The organism is Kitasatospora sp. NPDC034533 (assembly GCF_055575155.1).
The window spans coordinates 21,858-44,990 of the sequence record NZ_JBVITE010000043.1 but is presented as its reverse complement, the minus strand read 5'-3'; the positions used below and the strand labels follow the sequence as shown (position 1 = coordinate 44,990).

At 73.1% G+C, this 23,133-nt stretch carries 19 protein-coding genes; 12 read left to right on the top strand and 7 right to left on the bottom strand.

Annotated features, from left to right (window positions below; translation table 11 throughout):
- Positions 1–5: 5 nt before the first annotated feature.
- The 7 genes from ACZ55U_RS26150 to ACZ55U_RS26120 all read left to right on the top strand — a co-directional run bounded on the left by ACZ55U_RS26150 (position 6) and on the right by ACZ55U_RS26120 (position 6,463).
- On the top strand, positions 6–650 hold the full coding sequence (locus ACZ55U_RS26150) for an amino acid ABC transporter permease (protein WP_465529545.1): 645 nt from the start codon (positions 6–8) through the stop codon (positions 648–650).
- On the top strand, positions 647–1,516 hold the full coding sequence (locus ACZ55U_RS26145) for an amino acid ABC transporter permease (RefSeq protein ID WP_465529543.1): 870 nt from the start codon (positions 647–649) through the stop codon (positions 1,514–1,516). Before ACZ55U_RS26150 ends, ACZ55U_RS26145 begins: the two co-directional genes overlap by 4 nt.
- A 152-nt stretch (positions 1,517–1,668) precedes the next feature.
- Complete coding sequence (locus ACZ55U_RS26140) at positions 1,669–2,574, top strand: LysR family transcriptional regulator (protein ID WP_465529541.1); 906 nt, start codon at positions 1,669–1,671, stop codon at positions 2,572–2,574.
- A 76-nt stretch (positions 2,575–2,650) separates the two neighbouring features.
- Positions 2,651–3,232, top strand: coding sequence for a cysteine dioxygenase family protein (locus ACZ55U_RS26135; RefSeq protein ID WP_465529539.1), 582 nt, complete (start codon positions 2,651–2,653; stop codon positions 3,230–3,232).
- A gap of 59 nt (positions 3,233–3,291) precedes the next feature.
- Positions 3,292–4,395, top strand: a complete 1,104-nt coding sequence (locus ACZ55U_RS26130) for a YeiH family protein (protein WP_465529599.1) — start codon at positions 3,292–3,294, stop codon at positions 4,393–4,395.
- Between the two features lie 93 nt (positions 4,396–4,488).
- Entirely contained in the window at positions 4,489–5,199 is a 711-nt protein-coding gene (locus ACZ55U_RS26125) for a spermidine synthase family protein (RefSeq protein ID WP_465529537.1), read from the top strand.
- 166 nt (positions 5,200–5,365) lie between these two features.
- Positions 5,366–6,463, top strand: coding sequence for a TetR/AcrR family transcriptional regulator C-terminal domain-containing protein (locus tag ACZ55U_RS26120; protein WP_465529535.1), 1,098 nt, complete (start codon positions 5,366–5,368; stop codon positions 6,461–6,463).
- A gap of 99 nt (positions 6,464–6,562) precedes the next feature.
- On the opposite strand, the gene ACZ55U_RS26115 is transcribed toward ACZ55U_RS26120, so the two are convergent.
- From ACZ55U_RS26115 to ACZ55U_RS26105, 3 genes are all read right to left on the bottom strand, one after another.
- On the bottom strand, positions 6,563–8,488 hold the full coding sequence (locus ACZ55U_RS26115; protein WP_465529533.1) for a hypothetical protein: 1,926 nt from the start codon (positions 8,486–8,488) through the stop codon (positions 6,563–6,565).
- A 253-nt stretch (positions 8,489–8,741) separates the two neighbouring features.
- A complete protein-coding gene (locus ACZ55U_RS26110; RefSeq protein WP_465529531.1) occupies positions 8,742–9,629 on the bottom strand; it encodes a TetR/AcrR family transcriptional regulator in 888 nt (295 codons plus the stop codon).
- 33 nt (positions 9,630–9,662) lie between these two features.
- Positions 9,663–10,172, bottom strand: coding sequence for an NUDIX hydrolase (locus ACZ55U_RS26105; RefSeq protein WP_465529529.1), 510 nt, complete (start codon positions 10,170–10,172; stop codon positions 9,663–9,665).
- A 137-nt stretch (positions 10,173–10,309) separates the two neighbouring features.
- Between ACZ55U_RS26105 and ACZ55U_RS26100 the strand changes: the two genes are divergently transcribed.
- Positions 10,310–11,533: a serine hydrolase domain-containing protein gene (locus ACZ55U_RS26100; protein WP_465529527.1), complete on the top strand. Its 1,224-nt coding sequence runs from the start codon at positions 10,310–10,312 to the stop codon at positions 11,531–11,533.
- A gap of 3 nt (positions 11,534–11,536) precedes the next feature.
- Here ACZ55U_RS26100 and ACZ55U_RS26095 read toward each other — a convergent pair whose 3' ends face one another.
- The 3 genes from ACZ55U_RS26095 to ACZ55U_RS26085 form a co-directional block, all read right to left on the bottom strand.
- Positions 11,537–11,860, bottom strand: coding sequence for a nuclear transport factor 2-like protein (locus tag ACZ55U_RS26095; protein WP_465529525.1), 324 nt, complete (start codon positions 11,858–11,860; stop codon positions 11,537–11,539).
- Positions 11,861–12,139: 279 nt separating this feature from the next.
- Positions 12,140–13,663, bottom strand: a complete 1,524-nt coding sequence (gene exaC, locus ACZ55U_RS26090; protein ID WP_465529523.1) for an acetaldehyde dehydrogenase ExaC — start codon at positions 13,661–13,663, stop codon at positions 12,140–12,142.
- 400 nt (positions 13,664–14,063) lie between these two features.
- Entirely contained in the window at positions 14,064–15,011 is a 948-nt protein-coding gene (locus tag ACZ55U_RS26085; RefSeq protein ID WP_465529521.1) for a terpene synthase family protein, read from the bottom strand.
- A gap of 318 nt (positions 15,012–15,329) precedes the next feature.
- On the opposite strand from ACZ55U_RS26085, the gene ACZ55U_RS26080 reads away from it, so the two are divergent.
- Both ACZ55U_RS26080 and ACZ55U_RS26075 read left to right on the top strand, forming a co-directional pair.
- Entirely contained in the window at positions 15,330–18,347 is a 3,018-nt protein-coding gene (locus ACZ55U_RS26080) for an ATP-binding protein (protein ID WP_465529519.1), read from the top strand.
- Between the two features lie 234 nt (positions 18,348–18,581).
- Positions 18,582–19,646 carry an aldose epimerase family protein gene (locus ACZ55U_RS26075; protein WP_465529517.1) on the top strand — a complete coding sequence of 355 codons (1,065 nt, stop codon included), beginning with the start codon at positions 18,582–18,584 and terminating at the stop codon, positions 19,644–19,646.
- 158 nt (positions 19,647–19,804) lie between these two features.
- On the opposite strand, the gene ACZ55U_RS26070 is transcribed toward ACZ55U_RS26075, so the two are convergent.
- Positions 19,805–20,320: a GNAT family N-acetyltransferase gene (locus ACZ55U_RS26070; RefSeq protein ID WP_465529515.1), complete on the bottom strand. Its 516-nt coding sequence runs from the start codon at positions 20,318–20,320 to the stop codon at positions 19,805–19,807.
- Positions 20,321–20,630: 310 nt separating this feature from the next.
- Between ACZ55U_RS26070 and ACZ55U_RS26065 the strand changes: the two genes are divergently transcribed.
- Together ACZ55U_RS26065 and ACZ55U_RS26060 are read left to right on the top strand one after the other, a co-directional pair.
- Entirely contained in the window at positions 20,631–21,908 is a 1,278-nt protein-coding gene (locus ACZ55U_RS26065; protein WP_465529513.1) for an extracellular solute-binding protein, read from the top strand.
- A 193-nt stretch (positions 21,909–22,101) separates the two neighbouring features.
- A complete protein-coding gene (locus tag ACZ55U_RS26060) occupies positions 22,102–23,103 on the top strand; it encodes a carbohydrate ABC transporter permease (RefSeq protein ID WP_465529511.1) in 1,002 nt (333 codons plus the stop codon).
- Positions 23,104–23,133: the final 30 nt, after the last annotated feature.

Genomic DNA, 23,133 nt, shown 5'->3' with positions numbered 1-23,133 from the left:
GCGCCGTGAAAACGCTGACCGACAACTGGTCGACCTACTGGGACGGGTTCCTCGGCACGCTCTCGCTGTTCGTGGTGAGCGCCGTGCTCTCCCTGGTGCTCGGGGTGCTGATCGCGGGCTTCCGGGTCTCGCCCGTCAAGCCGCTGCGGGTGTTCGGGACGGTGTGGGTGACGGTGCTGCGCAACACGCCGCTGACCTTGCTGTTCTTCATCGTGGTGCTGGGCCTGCCCCGGTTCGACATCACACTGCCCTTCTACACCTTCGCGGTGCTCGCGCTCGGCTGCTACACCTCGGCCTTCGTCTGCGAGGCGATGCGCTCGGGGATCAACACGGTGCCGACCGGGCAGGGCGAGGCCGCCCGCAGCCTCGGCATGGGCTTCGGGCAGACGATGAGCCTGGTGGTGCTGCCGCAGGCGTACCGCTCGGTGGTGGCCCCGATCGGCAGCGTGATGATCGCGCTGGCGAAGAACACGGCGATCGCCGGCTCCTTCAGCGTCACCGAACTGCTGGGCACCTACCGGACCATCAACGAGCTGGGCTACAGCATCATCTGGACCTTCGTCTGGATCGCCATCGGCTACCTGATCATCACCCTGGCCGTCAGCGCCGTCTTCAACCTGCTGGAACGACGAGTGGCGGTGTCCCGATGACCGTGGAATCCTCGGCGCTGTACGACATCCCCGGCCCGAAGGCGCTCGCCCGGCACCGGCTGTACGGCGGGATCGCGCTGCTGCTGATCGCGGCGCTGATCGGCTGGGTGGTCTACATGCTGTTCCACACCCACCAGTTCACGTCCGCCAAGTGGCAGCCCTTCGAGTACCGGGGGGTGCAGAACCTGCTGCTGCGCGGGCTCGGCAACACCCTGACGGCGTTCGGGTGGTCGGTGCTGTTCGCGCTGCCCTTCGGCGCGCTGTTCGCGGCCGGGCGGCTCTCCGACCACCGGGTGGTGCGCTGGGCCGCCACGCTGGTGGTGGAGTTCTTCCGGGCCATGCCGCTGCTGGTGATGATCTTCTTCGTGTTCGTGGCGCTCAAGGTGCAGCCGCTCTGGGCGCTGGTGACCGGGCTGGTGCTCTACAACGGCTCGGTGCTGGCCGAGGTGTTCCGGGCCGGCGTGCTCGCGGTGCCCAAGGGGCAGCGGGAGGCGGCGTTCGCACTGGGCATGCGCAAGACCCAGGTGATGACGTACGTGCTGGTGCCGCAGGCCGTGCGGGCGATGCTGCCGGCGATCATCAGTCAGCTGGTGGTGGCGCTCAAGGACACCTCGCTGGGGTTCCTGATCACCTACGAGGAGTTCCTGCACGCGGGCAAGCTGATCGCCACCAACCTGGACTACGACCTGCCGTTCATCCCGGTGGTGATGGTGATCGCGCCGATCTACATCGGCATGTGTCTGCTGCTCTCCTGGCTCGCCCGGTTCGTGGAGCGGCGCAGCCGGCGCAGCCCGAGCGTGCGCGGCGGGGCGCCGGTGGTCAAGGCAGGGGTGGCGATGGGGCTGCCGCCGTCGGCCCAGCAGTGAGGAGACCGGTCGGGCGGGCGTTGCCCCACTCGATCAAAGGTGTGGGTGGGGTCGGGGTCGCTACCTCCAAATTCCTCTTATGATTTTCGGGCGTCGGAGCCGAGGCTGACGCGGACCGGAAGTGGACGAGGGAGCGGGGGACCATGGAGCCGGTGTTCGATTCGCGGCACATCAGGACGTTCCACGAGGTCGTCCGAGCCGGCTCCTACTCGGCCGCCGCCCGCGAACTCGGCTACACCCAGCCCGCCATCACCCAGCAGATGAAGGCGCTCGAACGCACCGTCGGCGTCCCGCTGTTCACCCGCGCGGGGCGCGGACTGCGGCTCACCGAGGCGGGCGAGGCGCTCTCCCGGCACGCCGAACTGATCCTCGGCAGCATGTCCGCCGCCCAGAAGCAGCTCACCGCGCTCGCCCGGCTGCGCGCCGGCCGGGTCCGGGTCTGCGCCTTCCCCAGCGCCAACGCCACCCTGATACCCGAGGCGATGGCACGGCTGCTGGCCGAGCACCCCGGGGTGCGGGTCGAACTGCTGGAGGCCGAGCCGCCGGACTCCGTCCAACGGCTGCTGCGCGGGGAGTGCGACATCGCGCTGGCCTTCCGCTATCCGGGCGGGGCCACCGAGGTGCCGGACGGCCTGGACGAGATCCCACTGATGGAGGACCTGCTCACGGTGCTGCTGCCGGTCGGGCACCCGCTCGGCCGCCGGCACGCCGTACGGCTGGCCGACCTCGGCGGCGAGCGGTGGATCGCCGGCTGTCCGCGCTGCCGGGCCAACCTGCTGCACGTCTGCGCGGAGGAGGGCTTCGCGCCGGACATCGTCTTCTCCACCGACGACAACCTCGCGGTGCAGTCGCTCGTCGCCGCCGGCGTCGGGATCGCCCTGATGCCCGCGCTGGTGCTCTCCTTCATGTGCCACCGCAAGGTCACCGGGCGGGCCGTCGAACCGCACCTGCGGCGGCAGGTGAGCGCGTACGTGCTGCGCGAGAACCGCCGGATCCCGGCCACCGGGCTGGTGCTGGACCACCTGCGGCAGGCCGCGGCGAGCCGGGTCGGCTGCTGACGTATAAGCATTCCTGAGGAGATCGCTTACAGGACCTCCTTGGACGTGATAGGTCGGTACGTCCGAACCTGCTGGGATGACACCCTCAGCCACCGTCGGCAGCGACCGACTCACCCAGCGGATGACGGCGCTGATCAGCGAGATCCGCGCCGTCGTGGACCGCGGGCTCCCTCCGGAACTCACCGCCTACCTGGTCGGGGAGAAGCTCGCCCCGCACCTGCTCGCCGACCCGGACGGGCCCGACGCGCTGCTCACCGCCGCCCAGTGCGAGGGCGACCCGCAGCGCTACCGCCAGCACGTCCTGCACGCCGAGGCGGACGGCAGCTTCTCCGTCGTCGCCCTGGTCTGGCTGCCCGGGCAGCTGACCCCGATCCACGACCACGTCTCCTGGTGCGTGGCCGGCGTCCACCAGGGGCAGGAGAGCGAGACCCGCTACCGCCTGGCCTCCGGTGGACGCACCGCCCGGCTGGTCGAGACCGAGCACGTGGCCGGTCCGGCCGGGACGGTGGCCGCCTTCGCCCCGCCGGGCGACATCCACCTGGTGCGCAACTCCTGTAGCACCACGGCGATCTCCATCCACGTGTACGGCGCGGACGTCTCGCGGCTCGGCACCAGCATCCGGCGGGTCTACCAGCTGCCCGCCGACGGGGAGCAGTGAGCGGCGGCGTGGCACTCACCCTCCGGCAGCGCGCCGCCCGTACCCGCTCGCTGCCCCCGATGCGCGGGGACGCCCCCGGGCTGCTGCTGGCGGCCCTCGGGGTGGCCGCCGCGCTGGCCGTCCACGCGCTGGTGCCGGCCGTGCCGGAACTGACCGCCGCCGTCGTGCTCGGCATGGCGGTGGCCCACCTGCCCGGGCTGCGCCCGGTGGTCCGAGGCGTCGCCAGGCCGGGGCTGTCGACGGCCGGGAAGCGGCTGATGCGGCTCGGGATCGTGCTGCTCGGGCTCAAGCTCAGCCTGGACGACGTGCTCGGGCTCGGCTGGGCCACCGTCGGGATGGTGCTCGCGGTGGTCGCGGCCGCCTTCGCGGGGACGCTCTGGCTGGGCCGGCGGCTCGGCCTGCCCGGGGACCAGCCGCTGCTGGTGGCCGCCGGGTACTCGATCTGCGGGGCCTCGGCGATCGGCGCGGTCAGCCAGGCGGCGGGCAGCGAGGAGGAGGACGTGGCGGCCTCGGTGGCGCTGGTGACCCTGTGCGGGACGCTGGCGATCGTCGTGCTGCCGCTGCTCCAGCACCCGCTCGGGCTCGGCGAGCCGGAGTTCGGGCGCTGGGTCGGGGCGAGCGTGCACGACGTCGGGCAGGTGGTCGCCACGGCGCAGACCGGCGGGGCCGGGGCGCTGCGGGAGGCGGTGCTGGTCAAGCTGATGCGCGTGGTGCTGCTGGCGCCGCTGGTCGCGGGAGTGGCGGTGGCGGTGCGGCGCAACCTCCGGGCCGCGCGGGTCTCCCCGGTGGCGGTCGGGGTGGGCGGGGAGTCGGCCGGGGTGGCCGGGGAACGGGGCGAGTCGGCCGGGGAGGCGGGTTCGGCGGCTGGGCAGGCGGGGAAGCGGCCGGTGAGGAGTGGCGGCCGGCCGCCGATCGTGCCGCTGTTCGTGGCGGGGTTCCTCGCGATGATCGTCCTGCGGACCACCGGCGTGCTGCCCGAGCGGGTACTCGGGCTGGCCGCGGACGCCCAGGAACTGCTGCTGGCGGCCGCGCTGTTCGGGCTCGGCAGCGCGGTGCACCTGCCGACCATGATGCGTACCGGCGGGCGGATCGCCCTGCTCGGGCTCGGATCCTGGGTGGTCGTCGCGGGTGTCTCGTACGCGGGGGTGCTGGTCACGACCTGACGGGCTCGGGTGTGCGGACTCGGCTATTGTCGGGCGGGTGTCCGCCCCGTCCGACCGGGGCGGCCCGCACCCGAATTTCGCCGAGGAGGACGGATGACCACCGCACTGCCCGAACGCGACGGCCACCAGGCCGTCGTCACCCTCGACCGACGGGAGGGCCCGTACGGCGAGGTGGTGCTCCGGCAACGCGGTGGGGACTTCGAGATCATCGCCAACGGGTGCTTCCTGATGGACACCGCGGACGGGCGCTCGGAGCGGCTGCTGATCCAGGCGGCGCTGGACGAACTGGACCGCACCGGTACCGCGGCCGAGCGGCCCTCGGTGCTGATCGGCGGCCTCGGGGTCGGCTTCTCGCTGGCGTACGCGGCGGCCGAGCCGCGCTGGGGGCGGATCGCCGTCGTCGAACGCGAGACCGCGATCATCGAGTGGCACCGGACCGGGCCGCTCGGGGCCTTCTCCGGCGGGGCGCTCGACGACGAGCGGGTCGAGGTGCTCCACACCGATCTGCTGGAGTACCTCGCGGCGGCGGACGGCGAGCGGTACGACGCGCTGTGCCTGGACATCGACAACGGGCCGGACTGGACCGTCACGGAGTCCAACGACGGGCTGTACGGCGCGGACGGGCTCGCGGTGCTGTGGCACCGGTTGCGCGCGGGCGGGGTGCTGGCCGTGTGGAGCGCGCAGCCGTCGCCGGCCTTCGAGGAGGCGCTGCGGGTGGCCGGGTTCTCGGACGTGGTGACGCACGAGATCCCGGTGGCCCGGGGGGTGCCGGACGTGGTGCACCTGGCCCGGCGGGCCGGCTGAGGGCCGGTCAGGGGTCGAGTGGGGCCGGGGCGGGCCAAGCAGGATTCGGCTCGGCTCGCTGGTGAACTCGGCTGCGGTGGGCGGTGGTTGGTGCGTCGTGCGGCAACTGGTGCCGGTGTAGCGGCGGTTGAGCGGTAGGTGGGCTTCAGGCGGGCGGTGGGGTTGGATGGCTGAGGGCGGGAATCCCTCCGAGCGGATCGCGGCCGAGCTTCGACGGCGCATCGCGGCAGGGGAGTTGGCGCCGGGAGCGCGGGTGCCGTCCACCCGGCGGATCACCCAGGAGTGGGGCGTGGCGATGGCCACGGCGACCAAGGTGCTGAACCGTCTGCGGGAGGAGGGGCTGGTCCGGTCCGTCCCGGGGGTGGGCACGGTTGTGGCCGGGACGCCGGCGCCGGCCGGAGGGCGGTCCCGGGGCGCCCGACCGGGCCCGCGGCAGCCCGCACAGCAGGCACCGCAGCGACTGCCGCGACGGGCGGCGGCGCAGCGGGACGTACCGCCGGCGGCGGAGCCGAGCGGGGAGCGACGGGAGCGGGCGGTCGGCGAGGGCGACCTCACCAGGGAACGGATCGTGGCGACGGCCGTCCGGGTGGCGGACGAGGAGGGGCTGCCGGCGCTGTCGATGCGCCGGGTCGCGACCGAGCTCGGTGTCGCGACGATGTCCCTCTACCGCCATGTGCCCGGCAAGGACGAGCTGTTGCGGCTGATGATGGACGTGGCGTTCGGCGAGCAGCCGCTGCCCGAGCCGCCGTCGGCGCACTGGCGGGAGGGGCTGGAGGCGGTCGCGCGGTTGCAGTGGCGGATCTACCGGCGGCACCCGTGGTTGGCCTCCACGATGTCCTTCACCCGTCCGGTCCTGACCCCGGACGCCGCTCTCCACACCGAGCGGTCGATGGCCGTGCTGGCGGGGCGGGGGCTGAGCGGGGAGGAGATGGCCCAGGCGTCCGTCGCCCTGGCGGCGTTCGTGTGCGGGCTGGCCGTCCACTTCGAGCGGGAGGCACAGGCCGAGCAGGACAGCGGACTGTCCGCGGAGGAGTGGATGGACCGGGTGGACGACGAGGAGCACGACCGGGTGATGGCGGATCCGGAGCGCTTCCCGATGTTCGACGCGATGAGCCGGGGGCCGGAGATCGACATGAGCCTGGAGGCGCTGTTCGAGTTCGGGATGGCACGGATGCTCGACGGGCTCGGCGTGGTGATCGAGCGGCGTGGCGGCTCGGGCGAGGGAGGGCCGGGGACGGGTGGTGGGGAATCGGGGGACGGGTAACGGATGACGGGTAACAGATTTCAGATTTCGTTCGCTGACATCTGAAATCTGTCATCCGTTACCCGTCATCCGTCGGCTGTCACGTCCGTTCCGGCTCGCTCAGCCGAACGGTCGGTGCTCCGCCGGGGCGTCCGCCCCGTCCGCGGGCTCCGGCTCGGGCGCGGCCTCCGGAGGGCTCGGGAGGCCCGCCATGGCGAAGGGGTTGAAGTCCGGCGGCGGGATCCGCACCGGGGTGCCCTTGGCCAGGGCGGGTTCCTTCTCGGCCGCACCCTCCGCTGCCGCTCCGGCGGTGGCTGTGGCACCGTCGGATTCGGCGGGCGGCGCTTGGGCGGGGATGACGGGCGGGGCCGAGGGCGGCGGCGGGACGGTCGGGCTCTGGGCCGGGAGGGTGGTGCCGAACGGGTCGGCCTTCTGCTCCGCCGCGACCGTGGTGCCGAACGGGTCGGCGACCGGGGCCGCCCCGGCGGGCTGCGCGACGGGTGCGGCGGCCGGTGCTTCCGGGAGGCCCGCCATGGCGAAGGGGTTGAAGTCCGGCGGCGGGATCCGCACCGGGGTGCCCTTGGGAAGGCCCTCGGCACCCGGAGCCGCTCCGCCCTCGTCGGCGACGGAGGCGTCCGCGGCCGGTGCGAAGGGGTTGAAGTCCGCCGGAGGCACCCGTACCGGAGTGCCGCGCAGGTGCACCGGCACCTCCTCCGGCTCCTCCTCGGCGGTCGCACTCGCAGTCGCCGCCGGAGCCGCCGGAGCCGCCGGAGCCGCGGCCGTCGCGGGGTCCGGGTCCGGGGCCGGAGAGGGAGCCGAGGCCTGGGCCGGAGCCGCGCTCGGCGGCGCCGGCGGCACGGAGGTCGCGGCCACCGCCGCCGGCACACCGTCCCAGCCGAACTGGATGCTCTTCAACAGCTCCGCGAACGCCTCCGTGTACAGCTCCCAGTCCTCCGGCCGCGCCGTGGACAGCTGGACGCACAGCACCGTCCCGCCGTCCGGCAGCGGTACGAAGGCCTGGACGGCCGAGGTGACCACCCAGCGCCGCTGTCCGTCGGCGGCCAGCGGGCCGGGCACCGGGGCGGTCCGGCCCTCGACCAGGACGGCGGCCGGACCGGCCGGCAGCAGCACGGTCCACACCTCGGCGTGCCGGCGGACGGTGGCCAGCTCGGTGGCGAGCGCGGTGATCGGCAGCGGGTGCCGGGCGAGCGAGATGACGAGCGCGGCGTCCGAGGTGCGCCCGTCCAGCTCCAGCGCGCAGACGCCGGCGTACCCGACGCCCGCGTCGCGGACCAGGTCGGCCAGGGTGGCGGAGATCACCGCGAAGTCGCGTCGCGGCTCCGGGCCGGTGGCACTGAACAGTTCCTCGGCGACCTCGGCCAGGTGCCGGGCCAACTCGTCGGCGGCCGCCACGGTCGCCGGCGCGGCGCCGCCGCTCCGCTCCGCGCCGTCGGGCAGCGGGGGCACCGCACGGGAGGTGACGCCGGGCGGACCGCCCGGGGAGGTCAGCGCGTGGAAGCCGGGCGGCACCACCAGCCGGACCTCGGCGCCCGCGCCCGTGGGCAGTTCGACCGGCTGCCGGGTCTGTTGCCCGGCCGCCAGCGCCGCCAGCGCGGGGGCGAACGGCGGGCGGAGCTTGGCGTCGGCGAACTCGCCGGTGACCGGCAGGTGGAACAGCGCGGCCGAGGTGGTGCCCCGGTCGGCGACGGCGCCGCGCACCGCCCCGCCGCCGTAGCGGACCTGGAGCGCGGCGACCGTCCGTTCGGCGAGCCGCGCCCCGGTGCCCGGCCGGGCGGTGCCGGCGGTGGTCACCGTGCCGAGCCGCTCCACGGTGGCGTGCACCGGGCCGTTGGGGGCCAGCGGCAGGCCGAACAGGGCCTCGGCGGCGGGGTGTTCGGCCGTCCGCAGGGCGCTCAGCGAGGCTGCCGGGTGGCGCGAGGTGTGCTCGTCGAAGAGGGCGTCGGTGAGGGTGCCGAGGGTCGCGCAGACCTGCTCCGCTGCCGCGAAGGGGTTGGCCTCCGCGCTGAACTGGACGTCCTGGGTCAACTGGTGAGCCCCCCGCTCTGCTCCGTGCCGTCGGTGGTTCGGGTGGGACCGGGCGCGCCGAGGCGGCACACCGTCGGATCCCCGCTCATTCCTATCAGAGCCCACCGTCCTGACCGAACCGCAGGATGACCCGATGATCACGCGGACCGGCACGGCGGCGGTGACGACGGTGACGGCTGCGGCGACTCCGGTGGCCGGACCCGGCGGCCGCTCCCGCCGCCGCTGCGGCGACTGCCCTGGCGACCCCGCCGGGCTATTCGGCGGCGCCCCCGGCAGCACGAGCGGTCCCGGCAGTCCCGGCGTCCCCGGCAGTCCCGGCGTCTCCGGCGGACCCGGCACCAGGGCCCGGGGCGGCGAGCACGGTGACCGCCTCGACGATGCCCGGCACCGCGAACAGCCCCGCGAGGTCCCGCACCAGGCGCCCGGTCGGACCGTCCGGGCGCTCGTCGGCGAAGAAGGAGGCCAGCTCGGCGGCGAGGGCAGGCTCACGGGCCGCGGTGAGCGTGAGCGCCGCGACGAACTCCTGTACCAGGTGCAGCTGGAGCTCCTCCAGCGGCACCGAGCGCTCGGTCAGCCACTCCAGCGAGGTGATCTCGGCGTTGGCGATCCAGGCCCGGACGGTGAGCCGCAGCCCGGCGCTCGGGGCGGGGATCGCCAGGTGGGCCAGGATCTGCTCCTGCGCGGCCCGGCGCACCTCGTCGATCACGGCGGAGGTGCCCGCGCTGGCCGCCACCGAGCCGCCGCGCAGCAGGGCGGCGAAGCCCGGTCCGTGGCTCTGCACGAAGTCCAGGTAACGGCCCATCACCCGGTACAGCCGCTCCGACAGGGGCCCGGTCATGGGCTCCTCGAACCGGGCCGACAGCTCCTGCCCGGCCCGCCGCAGCGACTCCTCGTACAGCGCCTGCTTGCCGGGGAAGTAGTGGTACACCAGCGGCCGGGAGGCGCCCGCGGCGGCGGCGATGTCGTCGATCGACACCTCCTCCGGAGGCCGGCGGCTGAACAGCTCCAGCGCCACGGCGATCAGCTGCTCCCGCCGCTCGTCCACGCTCAGCCGCCGACGCGGCCGCTCGCCCGCCGCCCGGGCGGATGAGGAGGTCCGGGCGGCGCGGTCGGCCGTCGGCGACGGAGTACGGGAGGCCATGCGCGCCACCCTATCCGGACGGCGCGCGGGGGCCTACGCGCCCCGGAAGTCGAGGTAGCGGCGGTAGGCCTCCAGGCCGTCGGGCACGAAGGAGTCGCGGCCGAGGCGCTCGGCGAGTTCGGCGGGGGTGAGCCAGGCGTGCCAGGCGACCTCGGACTCCTGGGGCGAGACCGGTCCGTCCCACTCGGCCTCGTACATGTCGCACCACCAGGAGAGCCCGTCCTGTTCGAAGAGGAACTTGAACAGCGGGCGCGGGGCGATGCCGTGGACGCCGAGCTCCTCCTCGGCCTCGCGCACGGCGGCCTCGGCGTAGGACTCCCCGGAGCCGACCACGCCGCCGACGAACATGTCGTACGCGCCGGGGGCGAACAGCTTGGTGTCGGTGCGCCGGTGGACGAAGATCCGCCCGGCCGGGTCGCGGACCAGGATGAACACGCAGCGGTGGGTGAGCCCGCGCCGGTAGACCTCGCCGCGCAGGGCGGTCCCGATCACGCGGTCGTGCTCGTCGACGATGTCCAGCAGCTCTTCGGCAGGGTTGGTCATGGGGGACAGGTTAGGGTTCCGGGGCTCGGTCCGAGTTGGATCCGAACCGATCGAACCTGGTCGGAATAGATCGAAGAAGATCAGGACTGAGTACGGGTGGCACGAGAAGCAGCGGAACTGGTCGAGGACGGGGCGCGGTGGCGGAGATCTGGGGCGAGACGGCCGAAGGGTTCGAGCCCGTGCGGGCGGCCTTCGTACGGAACTTCGCCGAGTACGGCGAGCTGGGCGCGGCCTTCGCGCTGTACGTGCGCGGCCGCAAGGTGGTCGACCTGTGGGGCGGCGACGCCCGCCCGGAGGTCGGAGGCCGGCCGGCGCCCGCGGTGCCGTGGACCTCGGACACCGCGCAGGTGCTGCGCTCCGTCACCAAGGGCCTGACCGCGACCACCGCGCTGCTCCTCGCCGAGCGCGGCCTGCTCGACCTGGACGCGCCGGCGGCCTCGTACTGGCCCGAGTTCGCGGCGGCCGGCAAGGGCCGGGTGCCGGTGAGCTGGCTGCTCTCGCACCGGGCCGGGGTGCCGGCGCTGGACGTGCCGCTGCGGCTGGAGGACGTGCTCACCTGGGAACGCGCGGCGGCGGCCGTCGCCGCACAGGCGCCCGCCTGGGAACCCGGCACCGCGCACGGCTACCACCCCTACACCTTCGGCTGGTTGGTCGGCGAGGTGGTGCGGCGGGTGAGCGGGCGGACGACAGGACAGTACTTCGCCGAGGAGATCGCCCGGCCGCTCGGGCTGGACCTGTGGATCGGGCTGCCGGCCGGCGCCGCGCCCCGGGTCGGCAAGCTGGTCGACCTGCCGGCCCCGGAGGCGGCCCGGACCGGCCCGAGCGGGCTGCGGCTGCGGCCCAAGCAGTCCGTCCGGGACGCCTACCAGGACCCGGCCTCGCTGACCGCCCGCTCCTTCGCCTCGGTGCGCCCCGGAGTGGACCTCAACGACCCGGCGGTGCAGGCCGCCGAGATCCCCGGCGCCGGCGGCATCGGCACCGCCCGCTCGCTGGCCCGGTTCTACGCCGCCCTGATCGGCGCGGCCGACCGCCCGGACGGCTCCGGCGCCCTGCTGCCGCCGCTGCTCGGCCCCGAGGTGCTGGCCCGCGCGGTCGAACCGGCGGCGAGCGGGCCGGACCGGGTGCTGATCGTCAACTCCACCTTCGGCCTGGGCTTCTGGCGGCACGGCCCGACCGCGCCGATGGCCTCCCCGGCGAGCTTCGGGCACCCGGGCCGGGGCGGTTCGCTGGGTTTCGCCGACCCCGACCTGGGGCTGGGCTTCGGCTACGTGACCAACGGCATGCAGCCGGGCGTCACCGGGGACGTCCGCTCGCGGAACCTGATCCGCGCGGTGCGGGGGTGCCTGGGACTGGACCGGTGAGGATCAGGCCTGGCCGGTCTCGAAGCGGCTGACCTTCCCGCCGTCGACGGTGAAGCGCCACGCGGTGCGCATCTCGCCCCAGGTGTCGTTGGTGAAGTTGGCGACCAGCGCGCGGCCGCCGTCCGACTCGGTCTGGACGTCCATCCGGCCGTGGGCGGTGAAGATCTCACGGTCGATCCAGTCCTCCAGGTCCCGGTCGGAGCCGTCGTCGGACATGGTGGCGCCCTCGGCGAGCAGACCGACGAAGGCCTCGCGGTCGCCCGCGTTGATCGCGGTGACGACGGCGCGTACGACGGGGTCGCTGAGCTTGGCGGTGGCGATGGTCACGGGGGCTCCCGGGGAGATGAGGGGTTCGGGAGTCCTGTCTACGGCGTTCGCGCGGGTCGTCCGGGCATGTCGGCGGCGCGTCGGGAAAACGCCGGGGCCCGTGTGCTTGGATCCCCGCGAGCGGCGATTCGCCCCGGAACCCGCCACGGGGAGTGGCGACGGAGCGGGAGGTCCCACCGGACCTCCCGCTCCGGTTCCCGCCGGACGCCCGGAGCCGCGTGCCGGTTCCCGCCAGAGGCCCGGAGCCGCCGGGCCCCGGAAGGACCGGAGCCGCCCGGCCTAGAAGAAGCCGACCGCGTCGGGGGAGTAGCTGACCAGCAGGTTCTTGGTCTGCTGGTAGTGCTCCAGCAGCATCTTGTGGGTCTCCCGGCCGATGCCGGAGTTCTTGTAGCCGCCGAAGGCCGCGTGAGCCGGGTAGGCGTGGTAGCAGTTCGTCCAGACCCGGCCGGCCTGGATGGCGCGCCCGGCCCGGTGGGCGGTGTTGAGGCTGCGGGTCCACACACCCGCGCCGAGCCCGTACTGGGTGTCGTTGGCGAGGGCGACGCCCTGGTCGAAGCCGTCGAAGCGGGTGACCGAGACGACCGGGCCGAAGATCTCCTCCTGGAAGACCCGCATCGAGTTGTCGCCCTCGAAGACCGTCGGCGTCACGTAGTACCCGCCGGCCAGCGCACCGCCGAGGTCGGCCCGCTCCCCGCCCACCAGGATGCGGGCGCCCTCGTCCTGGCCGATCTCGAAGTAGGAGAGGATCTTCTTCAGCTGCTCGACGCTGGCCTGGGCGCCGACCTGGGTCTCGGTGTCCAGCGGGTCGCCCTGGCGCATCGCCCGCACCCGGTCCAGGCCGTCGGAGAGCAGCCGGTCGTAGATCGCGGAGTCGATCAGCGCGCGGCTGGGGCAGGTGCAGACCTCGCCCTGGTTGAGGGCGAACATCGCGAAGCCCTCGACGGCCTTGTCGTAGAAGGCGTCCGACTCGGCGGCGACGTCCGCGAAGAACACGTTGGGGCTCTTGCCACCGAGCTCCAGCGTGACCGGGATCAGGTTGTCGGCCGCCGAGTGGGCGATCAGCCGGCCGGTGGTGGTCTCGCCGGTGAAGGCGAGCTTGCGGATCCGGGTGCTGGCGGCGAGCGGGGCGCCGGCCTCCTCGCCGAAGCCGGTGACGATGTTGAGCACGCCGGGCGGCAGCAGGTCGGCGGTCAGCTCGGCGAGCAGCAGCACCGAGGCCGGGGTCTGCTCGGCGGGCTTGAGCACCACGGCGTTGCCGGCCGCGAGCGCCGGGGCGAGCTTCCAGATTGCCATCAGGATCGGGAAGTTCCACGGGATGATCTGCCCGACCACGCCCAGCGGCTCGTGGAAGTGGTACGCCACGGTGTCCTCGTCCAGCTGGGAAAGGCTGCCCTCCTGGGCCCGCAGCACGCCGGCGAAGTAGCGCAGGTGGTCGACGGCGAGCGGCAGGTCGGCGGCCAGCGTCTCGCGCACCGGCTTGCCGTTGTCCCAGGTCTCGGCGACGGCCAGTTGCTCCAGGTTGGCCTCCAGCCGGTCGGCCATCCGCAGCAGCACCTGCGCCCGCTGGGCGGCCGGGGTGCGGCCCCAGGCGGGGGCGGCGGCGTGGGCCGCGTCCAGGGCGGCCTCGATGTCCTCGGCGGTGCCGCGGGCGACCTCGGTGAACACCTCGCCGGTGACCGGGGTCGGGTTGCCGAAGTACTCGCCGCGCACCGGGGGAGTCCACTCGCCGCCGATCCAGTGCTCGTACCGGGAGCGGTAGGCGACGATGCTGCCGGGGGTGCCGGGGGGTTGGTAGACCGTCATGCTCGGTGTCTCCTCGCTGCGTCGGGTGCCGCCCGGTACGGCCGCGGGCCGAGGGCGGCGGACCGGACCGCCCGGTCAGGGAGCGGCCCGGCGGGAGGGGTGGGACACGCATCGGACCGGCGCCCCGCCGGGGCGCCCGCCGTCGAGCACGATAACCGCCGGGCACCCGGCACGGCTACGGTCCGTACGCGTGTCCCGTACGGTCGGTGCGCCACGGGGTGGCCGGAGCGGAGACCCGAGGGGGCGCGCCCTCCGGGCGCGTTCCCGCGGCGTGCCGCCGCACGCCGCGGCCCGGCCGTCGTGGCGCCCTCGGGGTGCGCCACCGCACGCCGGGTCCGGTGGTCCGGTTCGCGCCGGTCGCGCGGATCGCGCGGATCGGTGCGCCGGGCCGGGCGGTGCGTCAGACCGCGTGGTACCGGCCGGTGCGGGCCTCCCAGCTGAGGTAGCCGGCCAGCCAGGTGAGCAGTCCGTCCGCGTACCGCTGGGCGATCGTGCGTTCGATCCGGGAGAGGCCCAACTCGCGGTAGACGTCCGGGAGTCGGTCGCGCAGCTCGGCGCAGCGGTCGACCATCAGCTGGGCCTCGGCGATGACCGCCGCGCAGGCCTCCTCGGCCGAGCAGCGCCGCTCCCGCTGGACGATCATGACCAGGTTGTTCACGTCCCCGCGCGGCGCCTCCAGCGGGTAGGACCGCACGTCGTTGCTGAGGGACGGTATGTCGGCGGCCAGCTGGCGGAGTTGGCGCAGCACCGGGTGGTGCAGGACGGCGGCGGGCACCTCGAAGTGGCCGAGGCGCTCGATCATGTCGAAGATGGTCTCCATCGCCGCGGTGCCCCTCCGGAGCTCCAGGTAGCCGTCCCGGTCCGGCGGCCGGGTGGAGATCCGGCCGGCCGCCTCGGCCGGGTGGCTGGCCAGGTAGTACTCCCAGTTGTAGGCCGCGCGGGCCTGCCAGCGGGCGGGCATGCCCCGCACGCTGCGCTCCCACAGGTCGGCGAAGGCGGTCTCGACCGCGGAGCCCTGGTCGGGGCGGGCGCCGTGCAGGACGGCGATCAGCCGTTCGCAGATCGGGGCGACCTCGGTCGGGCGGCGGCCGAGCGGCCCGTCGAACTGGTCGTCGAAGAGGAAGTAGAAGCCCATCAGGTCGGCGGCCAGGACGAGTTCGTCCGGTCCGGCGTCGGGATAGCCGAGCGCGGCGAGGTCCACCACCTCCCAGTGGGCGTAGCCGGGGTGGTCGGCGTCCGGCAGCAGCGGGTGGCGGATCAGCCAGTCCCGGTGCAGTGCGGTGGCGTGTCGGCCGTGCGGACTGCGGCGGTGCGGGAACGGAATCTGAAGTGAGGTGTCGTCAGACATCGGACTCCCGGTGCGGGGAAGGGTGGGGGCGCTGGTGGGCACTTGTGGTTCGAACGCGGTTCGTGGGGGGAGTTGGCGCGTCGGGGCGCTGCGGTGAGGGGGATCGGGCATGATCATCAACACCTCGAAGGCCGTAGGGTATCTGATGTATTGATCGCACGTTAGGGATATAGGGGAGTTGCCCTCGGGTGGTCCTCCAAACCCTCACCGTCCGTCCCAGCCTGCACGAATGCCCCACGGGAAGGCCCGCGCGGCGCTACCCTCGGCTCCACGCAGTGATGGAGCTGTGACGCAAACAGTCGAGGCGGAGGCGCGACGGTGACCGAGCAGGAGAACGAACTTCGGGCGGGCGCTGGTTCCGGCCGGGACGACGACGCGAACGCGCCCCGGGTCCGACTGCGCGACCGCGACGCCGAACTGCGCTCGGTGGAGGCCGCCGTCGACCGGCTCTGCCGCGGATTCGCCGCCGGCGGCACCGAGATCGGTGACCTGCTCACCTTCTCCGGTCGACCCGGCATCGGCAAGACCAGCCTGCTGCACGAGGTCCGGCGGATCGCCAAGCTCCGGGAGAAGGCCACCGTGCTGTTCGCCCGAGGCGGTGAACGGCAGTTCAAGGATCCCTACCACGTGCTGCGCCAGCTGCTCCAGCCCGTGCTCGGAGACCTCGAACCGGACGTCTTCCGCCAGGTCATGGGCACCTGGGAGGAGGTCGTCGGACCGGCCATGGGCCTCAAGCAGCCCAAGGCCGGAGCCCGCCGCCTCGACCCGCAGGGCGTGCGCGACGGCCTCGACTACGTCCTCGCCCAGCTCGCGCCGCGCCGCGCGCCGATGGTGATGATCATCGACGACCTGCACTGGGCCGACGGGGAATCACTCTCCTGGCTGACGAAGTTCGCCATTCGATCGAGTGAATTGCCCGTCCTGCTCGTCTTCGCCTTCCGCGAGGACGAGAACGACTGGCCCGCCGAGACCCAGGCGTTCCGCCGGAGCGTCCTCGAACTCAAGGGCCGCAAGCACGAACTCAACCGGCTCACCCTCAGCTCCGTCACCGACATGATCCGCGCGGAACTCGGCGACAAGGCCGAGGACGCCTTCTGCTACGAGTTCTGGAACGTCGTCAACGGCAACCCGTTCGAGGCCATCGCCCTGCTCGACCAGGTCCGCGACCAGGAACTCGAGCCGGTCGAGGAGAACTCCCGGCAGCTGCACGAACTCGCCGTCGACGCCACCGGAATGACCCTCAAGAGCTGGCTGGACCGGCTCGGCGCCAGCACCCTGCGCTTCGCCTGGGCCTGCGCGATGCTCGGCACCGACATCCGGGTCGACCTCGCCACCCGGATCTCCACCCAGAGCACCGAGGGCGCCCGCGAGTCCATCAAGCAGCTGCGCAAGCAGCGCGTGCTGACCCAGAGCCCCAACGGGAACCTGGAGTTCGTCCACCCGCTGATCGCCAGCTCGATCTACAACACCATGCCGGACGCCACCCGCCTCGGCATGCACGGCATCGCCGCCGCCGAGATCGAGAACGCCGGACTCGGCCTGCTCGCCGCCTCCCGCCACCTGGTCGAGACCCACGCCGGCGAGGGCGACGACCGGATCGTCCGGAAGCTGCGCCGCGCCGCCATCGAACACCAGCTGATCGGCGCCCCCGAAGCCGCCCAGCGCTGTCTGAACCGCGCGCTCAACGAGCCGCCCGCCGACGAGATCAAGACCGAGGTGCTCTACGAACTCGGCTGCTCCGCGCTGCTCACCGACCCCGTCGCCACCGTCAACCAGCTCAAGCTGGCACTCTTCTCCCCGGACGAGCTGCCGCTGCGCCCCGAGCTGCGGGTGGACGCCACCTTCCGGCTCTCCGAGGTGCTCGCCCACGCCGGTGAGCTGGGCCAGGCCGCCGTGGTCTGCCAGGAGGCGGCCGAGGTCACCGTCGACCCGGCCGGGCGCCAGCGGCTCCAGGCCGCCTCGTTCATGTGGCACGCCTTCCGCAAGTCCGAGGAGGACGGCCCCGGCCGCTCCGCCCGGCTGCGCGAGATGTGCCGGAACCTGCGCGGCCGGGAGGCGGCCGACCGGGCCGTGATCGCCATGCGCGCCTGGGACCTCACCCTGCGCGGAGCCCCCTCCGCCGAGGCGCTGGCGCTCGCCGACGAGGTCCTCGACGGCGGCCGGCTGCCCAAGGGCCTCGGCTGGACGGACACGGCCTGGGGCTTCGAACTGCCGTCGATGCTCTGCCTGACGTACATCTACAACGACCGCATCGCCCAGGCCGAACGGCTGGCGGCGGACGCCATCATCCAGTTCGAGATCGCCGGTTGGAGCGGAGCCCACCGGGGCTTCGCCTACTTCCTGATGGGCCTGGCCCGGTTCCGCCGCGGCCTGCTCGCCGAGGCCGAGGACTTCCTGCGCCGGGCCCACCGCATCTCCCAGCGGATGGGGGACAAGCTGCCACTGGCCTGGGACGCGATCGGCGTACTGGTCGACACGCTGATCGCCCGCGGCCGGGTCGACGAGGCCTGGACCACGGCCAACGACTTCGGCTTCCACCCGCCGTACCACCCGACGGCCATGGTGCTGCCGGACGCCGCCTCGCTGTACGGCAAGCTGCTGGTCGCCAAGGACCGGTACGCGGGCGCGGCCGCCGCGCTCACCGAGGCCGGCGCCCAGCTGGAGGTCCGCGGCTGGCACAACACCGTCTGGGCGCCCTGGGCCGGGCACCTCGCCATCGCGATCGCGCGCGACGAGCCCGAGCGCGCCCGTGACTACGCCCAGCGGGCGGTCCGGGACGCCCGCGCGTTCGGCACCGCCTCCGCGATCGGCAGCGCACTGCGCCTCCAGGCCCGGATCGAGGACGCCCGGGCGGCGGTCGACCTGCTGGAGGACGCCGTGACGTACCTCGGGCAGTCCCCGGCCGGCTACGAGCACGCCGTCGCCCTGGTCGACCTCGGCGCCGCGCTGCGCCGCGTCGGGCGGCTGGACGACGCCCAGGAGTACCTGTACCAGGGCATCGAGCTGGCCCAGCACTGCTCCGCGGAGGGGCTGGTCGACCGGGCCCGCCGGGAGCTGGCCAACTACGGCCTGCGGCCCAACCGGCTGGGCCTGCGCGACTTCCAGGAGACCATCGAGACGCTCAGCAGCGCGGAGTGGGAGGTCGCCAAGCGAGCCGTGCAGGGCGTGCCGGCGCAGCGGATCGCCGAGGAGCTCGGGGTGCCGGTCGGGCTGGTCAACCGGCGGCTGGCGGCGGTCTACCGCAAGGCGGGCAGCGGGCCGGACGGCCTGGCCTCGGCGCTCGGGCTGCCGCAGCAGCAGCGGGACGCGGGGTGGCTGGAGGACCTGGACGACTAGCGGCGGACGGCCGGGCGTTCGGTGGGTGTCCGGCGACCGGATGACACCGGATGACGGTGAATGACGGCGCGGATGAACGGCGGATGAGGCGGATGGCGGTGTGCGGGGGCGCGGAAGAGCCCCCGCGACCGCCGCCGTCGCTAGGCTGACGCACACGGGGCCGCCACGGCGCCCCTCGACGGACCCGGAACCGGGCGGCCGCAGCGCGACGCCGCCGCCAGTGAGGAGCAGGCCATGGCGAGCGAGGCCACCAGTGTGCGGCACGAACCCCTGGAGCCCTCGGGCGCGGGCGCCGCGATCGAGCGCTGGACGCTCACGGCCGGCCCGTACGAGGCCAGCGTGCTCACCCTCGGCGCCACCCTGCACACCCTGAGCGCCCCGGACCGCTCCGGCCGCAGCGCCCAACTGCTGCTCGCCACCGACCGGTTGTCCGAGATCCTCGGCCCGGCGCGCCACTACGGCACGGTCGTGGGCCGCTACGCCAACCGGATCGACCGCTCGTCGGTGACCATCGACGGCCAGGAGCACCAGCTCGCACCGACCGGCGGCGGAGTGACCATCCACGGCGGTCCGGACGGCTTCGCGCACCGGATGTGGGCGGCCGAGCCGGTCGAGGGCGGGGTGCGGCTGGGACTGCACAGCCCGGACGGGGACCAGGGCTTCCCCGGCGCGCTGGACGTGACCGTCACCTACACCCTGGACGCGGCCGGCGAGCTGGTGATCGACTATCGCGCCGTCACCGGCAAGCCGACCGTCGTCAATCTGACCAACCACGCCTACTTCAACCTCTCGGGTGAAGGCCGCGGCGACATCCTGGGCCACCTGCTCACCCTGGACGCCGACGCGTACACCCCCGCCGACGAGCGGCAGATCCCGTACGGCCGGATCGAGCCGGTGGCGGGCACGCCGTTCGACTTCACCGTGGCCACGCCGATCGGCAAGTCGGTGCACGACGAGCACCCCCAGCTGACCGGGCCCGGCGGCTACGACCACAACTGGGTGCTGCGCGCCCGCCCGGCCGACGGCAGCCCGGCGCGGGCCGCGCTGCTGGAGGACCCGGTCAGTGGCCGCACCCTGGAGGTGCTGACCACCGAGCCGGGCATCCAGGTCTACACGGCGAACAAGTTCCAGGGCGCGGTCACCGGCGCGAGCGGCGTCCCGTACGGGCCGTTCGCCGGGATCGCGCTGGAGACCCAGCACTTCCCGGACTCCCCGCACCACCCGGCCTTCCCCAGCACGGAGCTGCGGCCGGGGGAGGAGTTCCGCTCGACCACGGTGCTGCGGCTGGGGACGGTGTAGGGCCGTCCCGGCCCGGGACCCGGCCGGCGCCCCGGGGGCTCCGCCGGCCCCCGGGGCTCCGTCGACCCCCGGAGCCGCTCACGCTCCGGAGGGCTCGCCGCTCCGGGACTCACCGCTGGGCGGCTCACCGCTCGGGGCTCACCGCTCCCTGGAGCCGTTCACCGTTCCTGCGGCTGGACCAGGTCCCGGCGCATGCAGAGCCGGGGCCAGCGGTCCAGGCCGTGCTCGGCCTCCTTCCGGCGGATCTCGCGCAGGCCCGGGGTGAGCTCCTCCGCGGCCAGCGGGCGGAAGCCGCAGCGGGCGTAGTAGGGGGCGTTCCAGGGGACCTCGGCGAAGGTGGTGAGGGTCAGGGCGGGCGCGTCGGTGGCCGAGGCGAGGTGCTCGATCAGCGACCGGCCGATGCCCCGGCGGGCGTGGTCGGGGTGCACGGAGACCTGCTCGATGTGCAGGGCGCCGTCCACCGGTTCGGCCAGCAGGTAGCCGGCGACGGTTCCGTCGGGGGCCTCGGCGACCAGGGCGACCCCCCGCTCCAGATAGTGCGCCAGTTCCTCCGGCGCCGGGGGTTCGTCCTCGGCGATCTCCGCCATGCCGATCGCGGCGAAGGGCGCGCCGGCGGCCCGCTCCAATTCGGTGAGGAGCGGCAGTTCGTCTCTGGTGACGGCTCTGATTCGCATGCGTCCAGTCTGCTGGAGGCGGCTTCCGGCCACGCAGGGTGGTTCCGTCGGCCAGTCCGAAGAGGGGTGGAATCGGACAAACCATGGCAATCATCGTCACCGTCAACTACCGTGCGGCAACGTCCAGGACACGTGGGCGTAACGATCGCCATTTCTTGCAGAAACTTGCTGCAAGGACTTTCCGTCGCTCTCGCGCCGCTGTTAACTTCCTTCCCGAGCCCGACGGCAGCAACGGTGCGGTCGGTGCGAGGCAGCCATTATGCGCCTGTCTCCCAACATCTCGGGCACCCCCACCCTCCAAGGAGTTCTCATGCGGCGTGGCATCGCGGCCTCTGCCCTCGTTGTGGCCCTCGCGGTCTCGATGGCTGCCTGTGGCAGCAGCGGCTCCAGCTCGGACGGCAAGGCCGACGGGCCGGTCACCCTCACGTACTGGGACACGTCGAACGCCACCAACGAGGCGCCGAACTACCAGGAGCTCGTCAAGAAGTTCGAGGCTGCGAACCCGAACATCAAGGTCGACTTCGTCAACGTGCCGTTCGACCAGGCGCAGAACAAGCTCCAGACCGCGATGGGGGCCAAGGGCGCTCCGGACGTCTTCCGCTCCGAGGTCGGCTGGACCGCCGCCTTCGCCAAGGCCGGTTACCTGGAGCCGCTGGACGGCACCCCGGCCGCCGCCGACACCTCCGCCTTCCAGCCGAGCCTGATCCAGCAGGCCAAGTACGAGGGCAAGCTGTACGGCGTGCCGCTGGTGACCGACACCCTCGGCCTGCTCTACAACAAGGAGCTGTTCACCAAGGCGGGCATCACCGAGGCGCCGAAGACCTGGGACGAGCTGAAGACCGACGCCGCAGCCGTCAAGGAGAAGGCCGGCGTGGACGGCTTCTGGCTGAAGGCCGCGGACGGCTACTACGCGCTGCCGTTCCTGTTCGGCGAGGGCACCGACACCGTCGACGCCGCCGGCAAGAAGATCACCATCACCTCGCCGGAGGCCGTCAAGGCCGTCGAGACCTACAAGACGATGTTCACCTCGCCCGGCACCGCCAAGGCCGACGTCACCACCGACGCCTACGCCCACATGATGGACGCCTTCAACAACGGCAAGGTCGCGGCGATCATCCAGGGCCCCTGGGAGATCACCAACATCTACAAGGGCCCGGCCTTCGCCGACAAGAACAACCTCGGCATCGCCGCCGTCCCGGGCGGCTCCGCGGGCAAGGGCGCCGCTCCCACCGGCGGCCACAACATCTCGGTCTACGCCGGCGCGGACAAGGCCCACAAGGCCGCCGCGGAGAAGTTCGCCGCCTTCATGACCTCGGCCGAGAGCCAGGCGTTCATCGCGGAGAAGAACGCCACCCTGCCCACCCGCTCCGACGCCTTCACGGCCGACGTCAAGGCCGACCCGGGCATCGCCGGCTTCCAGGCCGTGCTGAGCAGCGCCAAGCCGCGCCCCGAGCTGCCCGAGTACAGCTCGCTGCTCGCCTCGCTGAACACCAACCTGGGCAAGGCCCTCCAGGGCACGAGCACCCAGGACGCGCTGAACACCGTCGCCACCGACTACGCCAAGCTCCTGCCGGGCTTCGCCAAGTAGTTCCCGTGCCCGGCCCGTCGGCCGGCGGATGACGGCGGACGAATGACAGCGAACAGCTGACGGATAACAGCCAACAGATTTCATCATCTGTCAGTCGTCAGTTGTTCGCGGCTCATCGCCGCCCGTCACCCGCCACGTCCCGGCGGGCCGGGCCGTCGGCTTCCCCCCGAATTCCCCCGAGAAGGTGCAAACGATGTCAGTCGCCGTGCAGGGCGCCACCGGCAAGGGCAGCCGGGAGCGCGAGCAGCGTCCGGGCCTGCTGGAACGCGTCAAGCGCTCCTACGCCAAGCACTGGTACGCCTACGCGATGATCGCCCCGGTCGTGCTGGTGCTCGGCGTGCTGGTGATCTACCCGCTCGTCGAGGGCATCTGGCTCACCCTCACCGACGCCAACAGCCTCAACGTCGCCCGCAAGATCGGCGTCAACGAGATCCCGTCGAGCTACGAGTTCGTCGGCTTCCGCAACTACGCCGACATCCTCTGGGGCCCCGGCTCGTACGACCGCTTCTGGTCGCACTTCGTCTGGACCATCGCCTGGACGGCCGTCTGCGTCTTCCTGCACTACACCCTCGGCCTCGGCCTCGCCCTGCTGCTCAACCAGAAGATGCGCGGCCGCGCCGCCTACCGGATGCTGCTCATCCTGCCCTGGGCCGTACCGACCTTCGTCACCGTCTTCTCCTGGCGGCTGATGCTCGCCGACGGCGGTGTCGTCAACGGCGTCCTCTCCTTCCTGCACCTGCCCGAGCCCGGCTGGCTCACCGATCCGTGGGCGCAGAAGGCGGCGGCCATCATGGTGAACACCTGGGCCGGCGTGCCGTTCATGATGATCTCGCTGCTCGGCGGCCTCCAGTCGATCCCGGCCGAGCTGTACGAGGCCGCCGAGATGGACGGCGCCACCGCCTGGCAGCGCTTCCGCCACGTCACCCTGCCCGGGCTGCGCTCGGTGTCCTCCACGGTCGTGCTGCTCGGCGTGATCTGGACGTTCAACCAGTTCAACGTCATCTTCCTGCTGTTCGGCACGGGCGCCCCCGACGCCCAGCTGCTGGTCACCTGGGCGTACCGGCTCGGCTTCGGCCAGATCCCCCGGGACTACGCGCAGTCCGCCGCCTACGGCGTGATCCTGCTGTCCATCCTGATCGTCTTCACCGCCTTCTACCGGCGTTGGCTCGCCCGCAACGAGCAGGCCAACGGCTGAGGCCCCGGACCCAGTTGACCCACGAAGGCA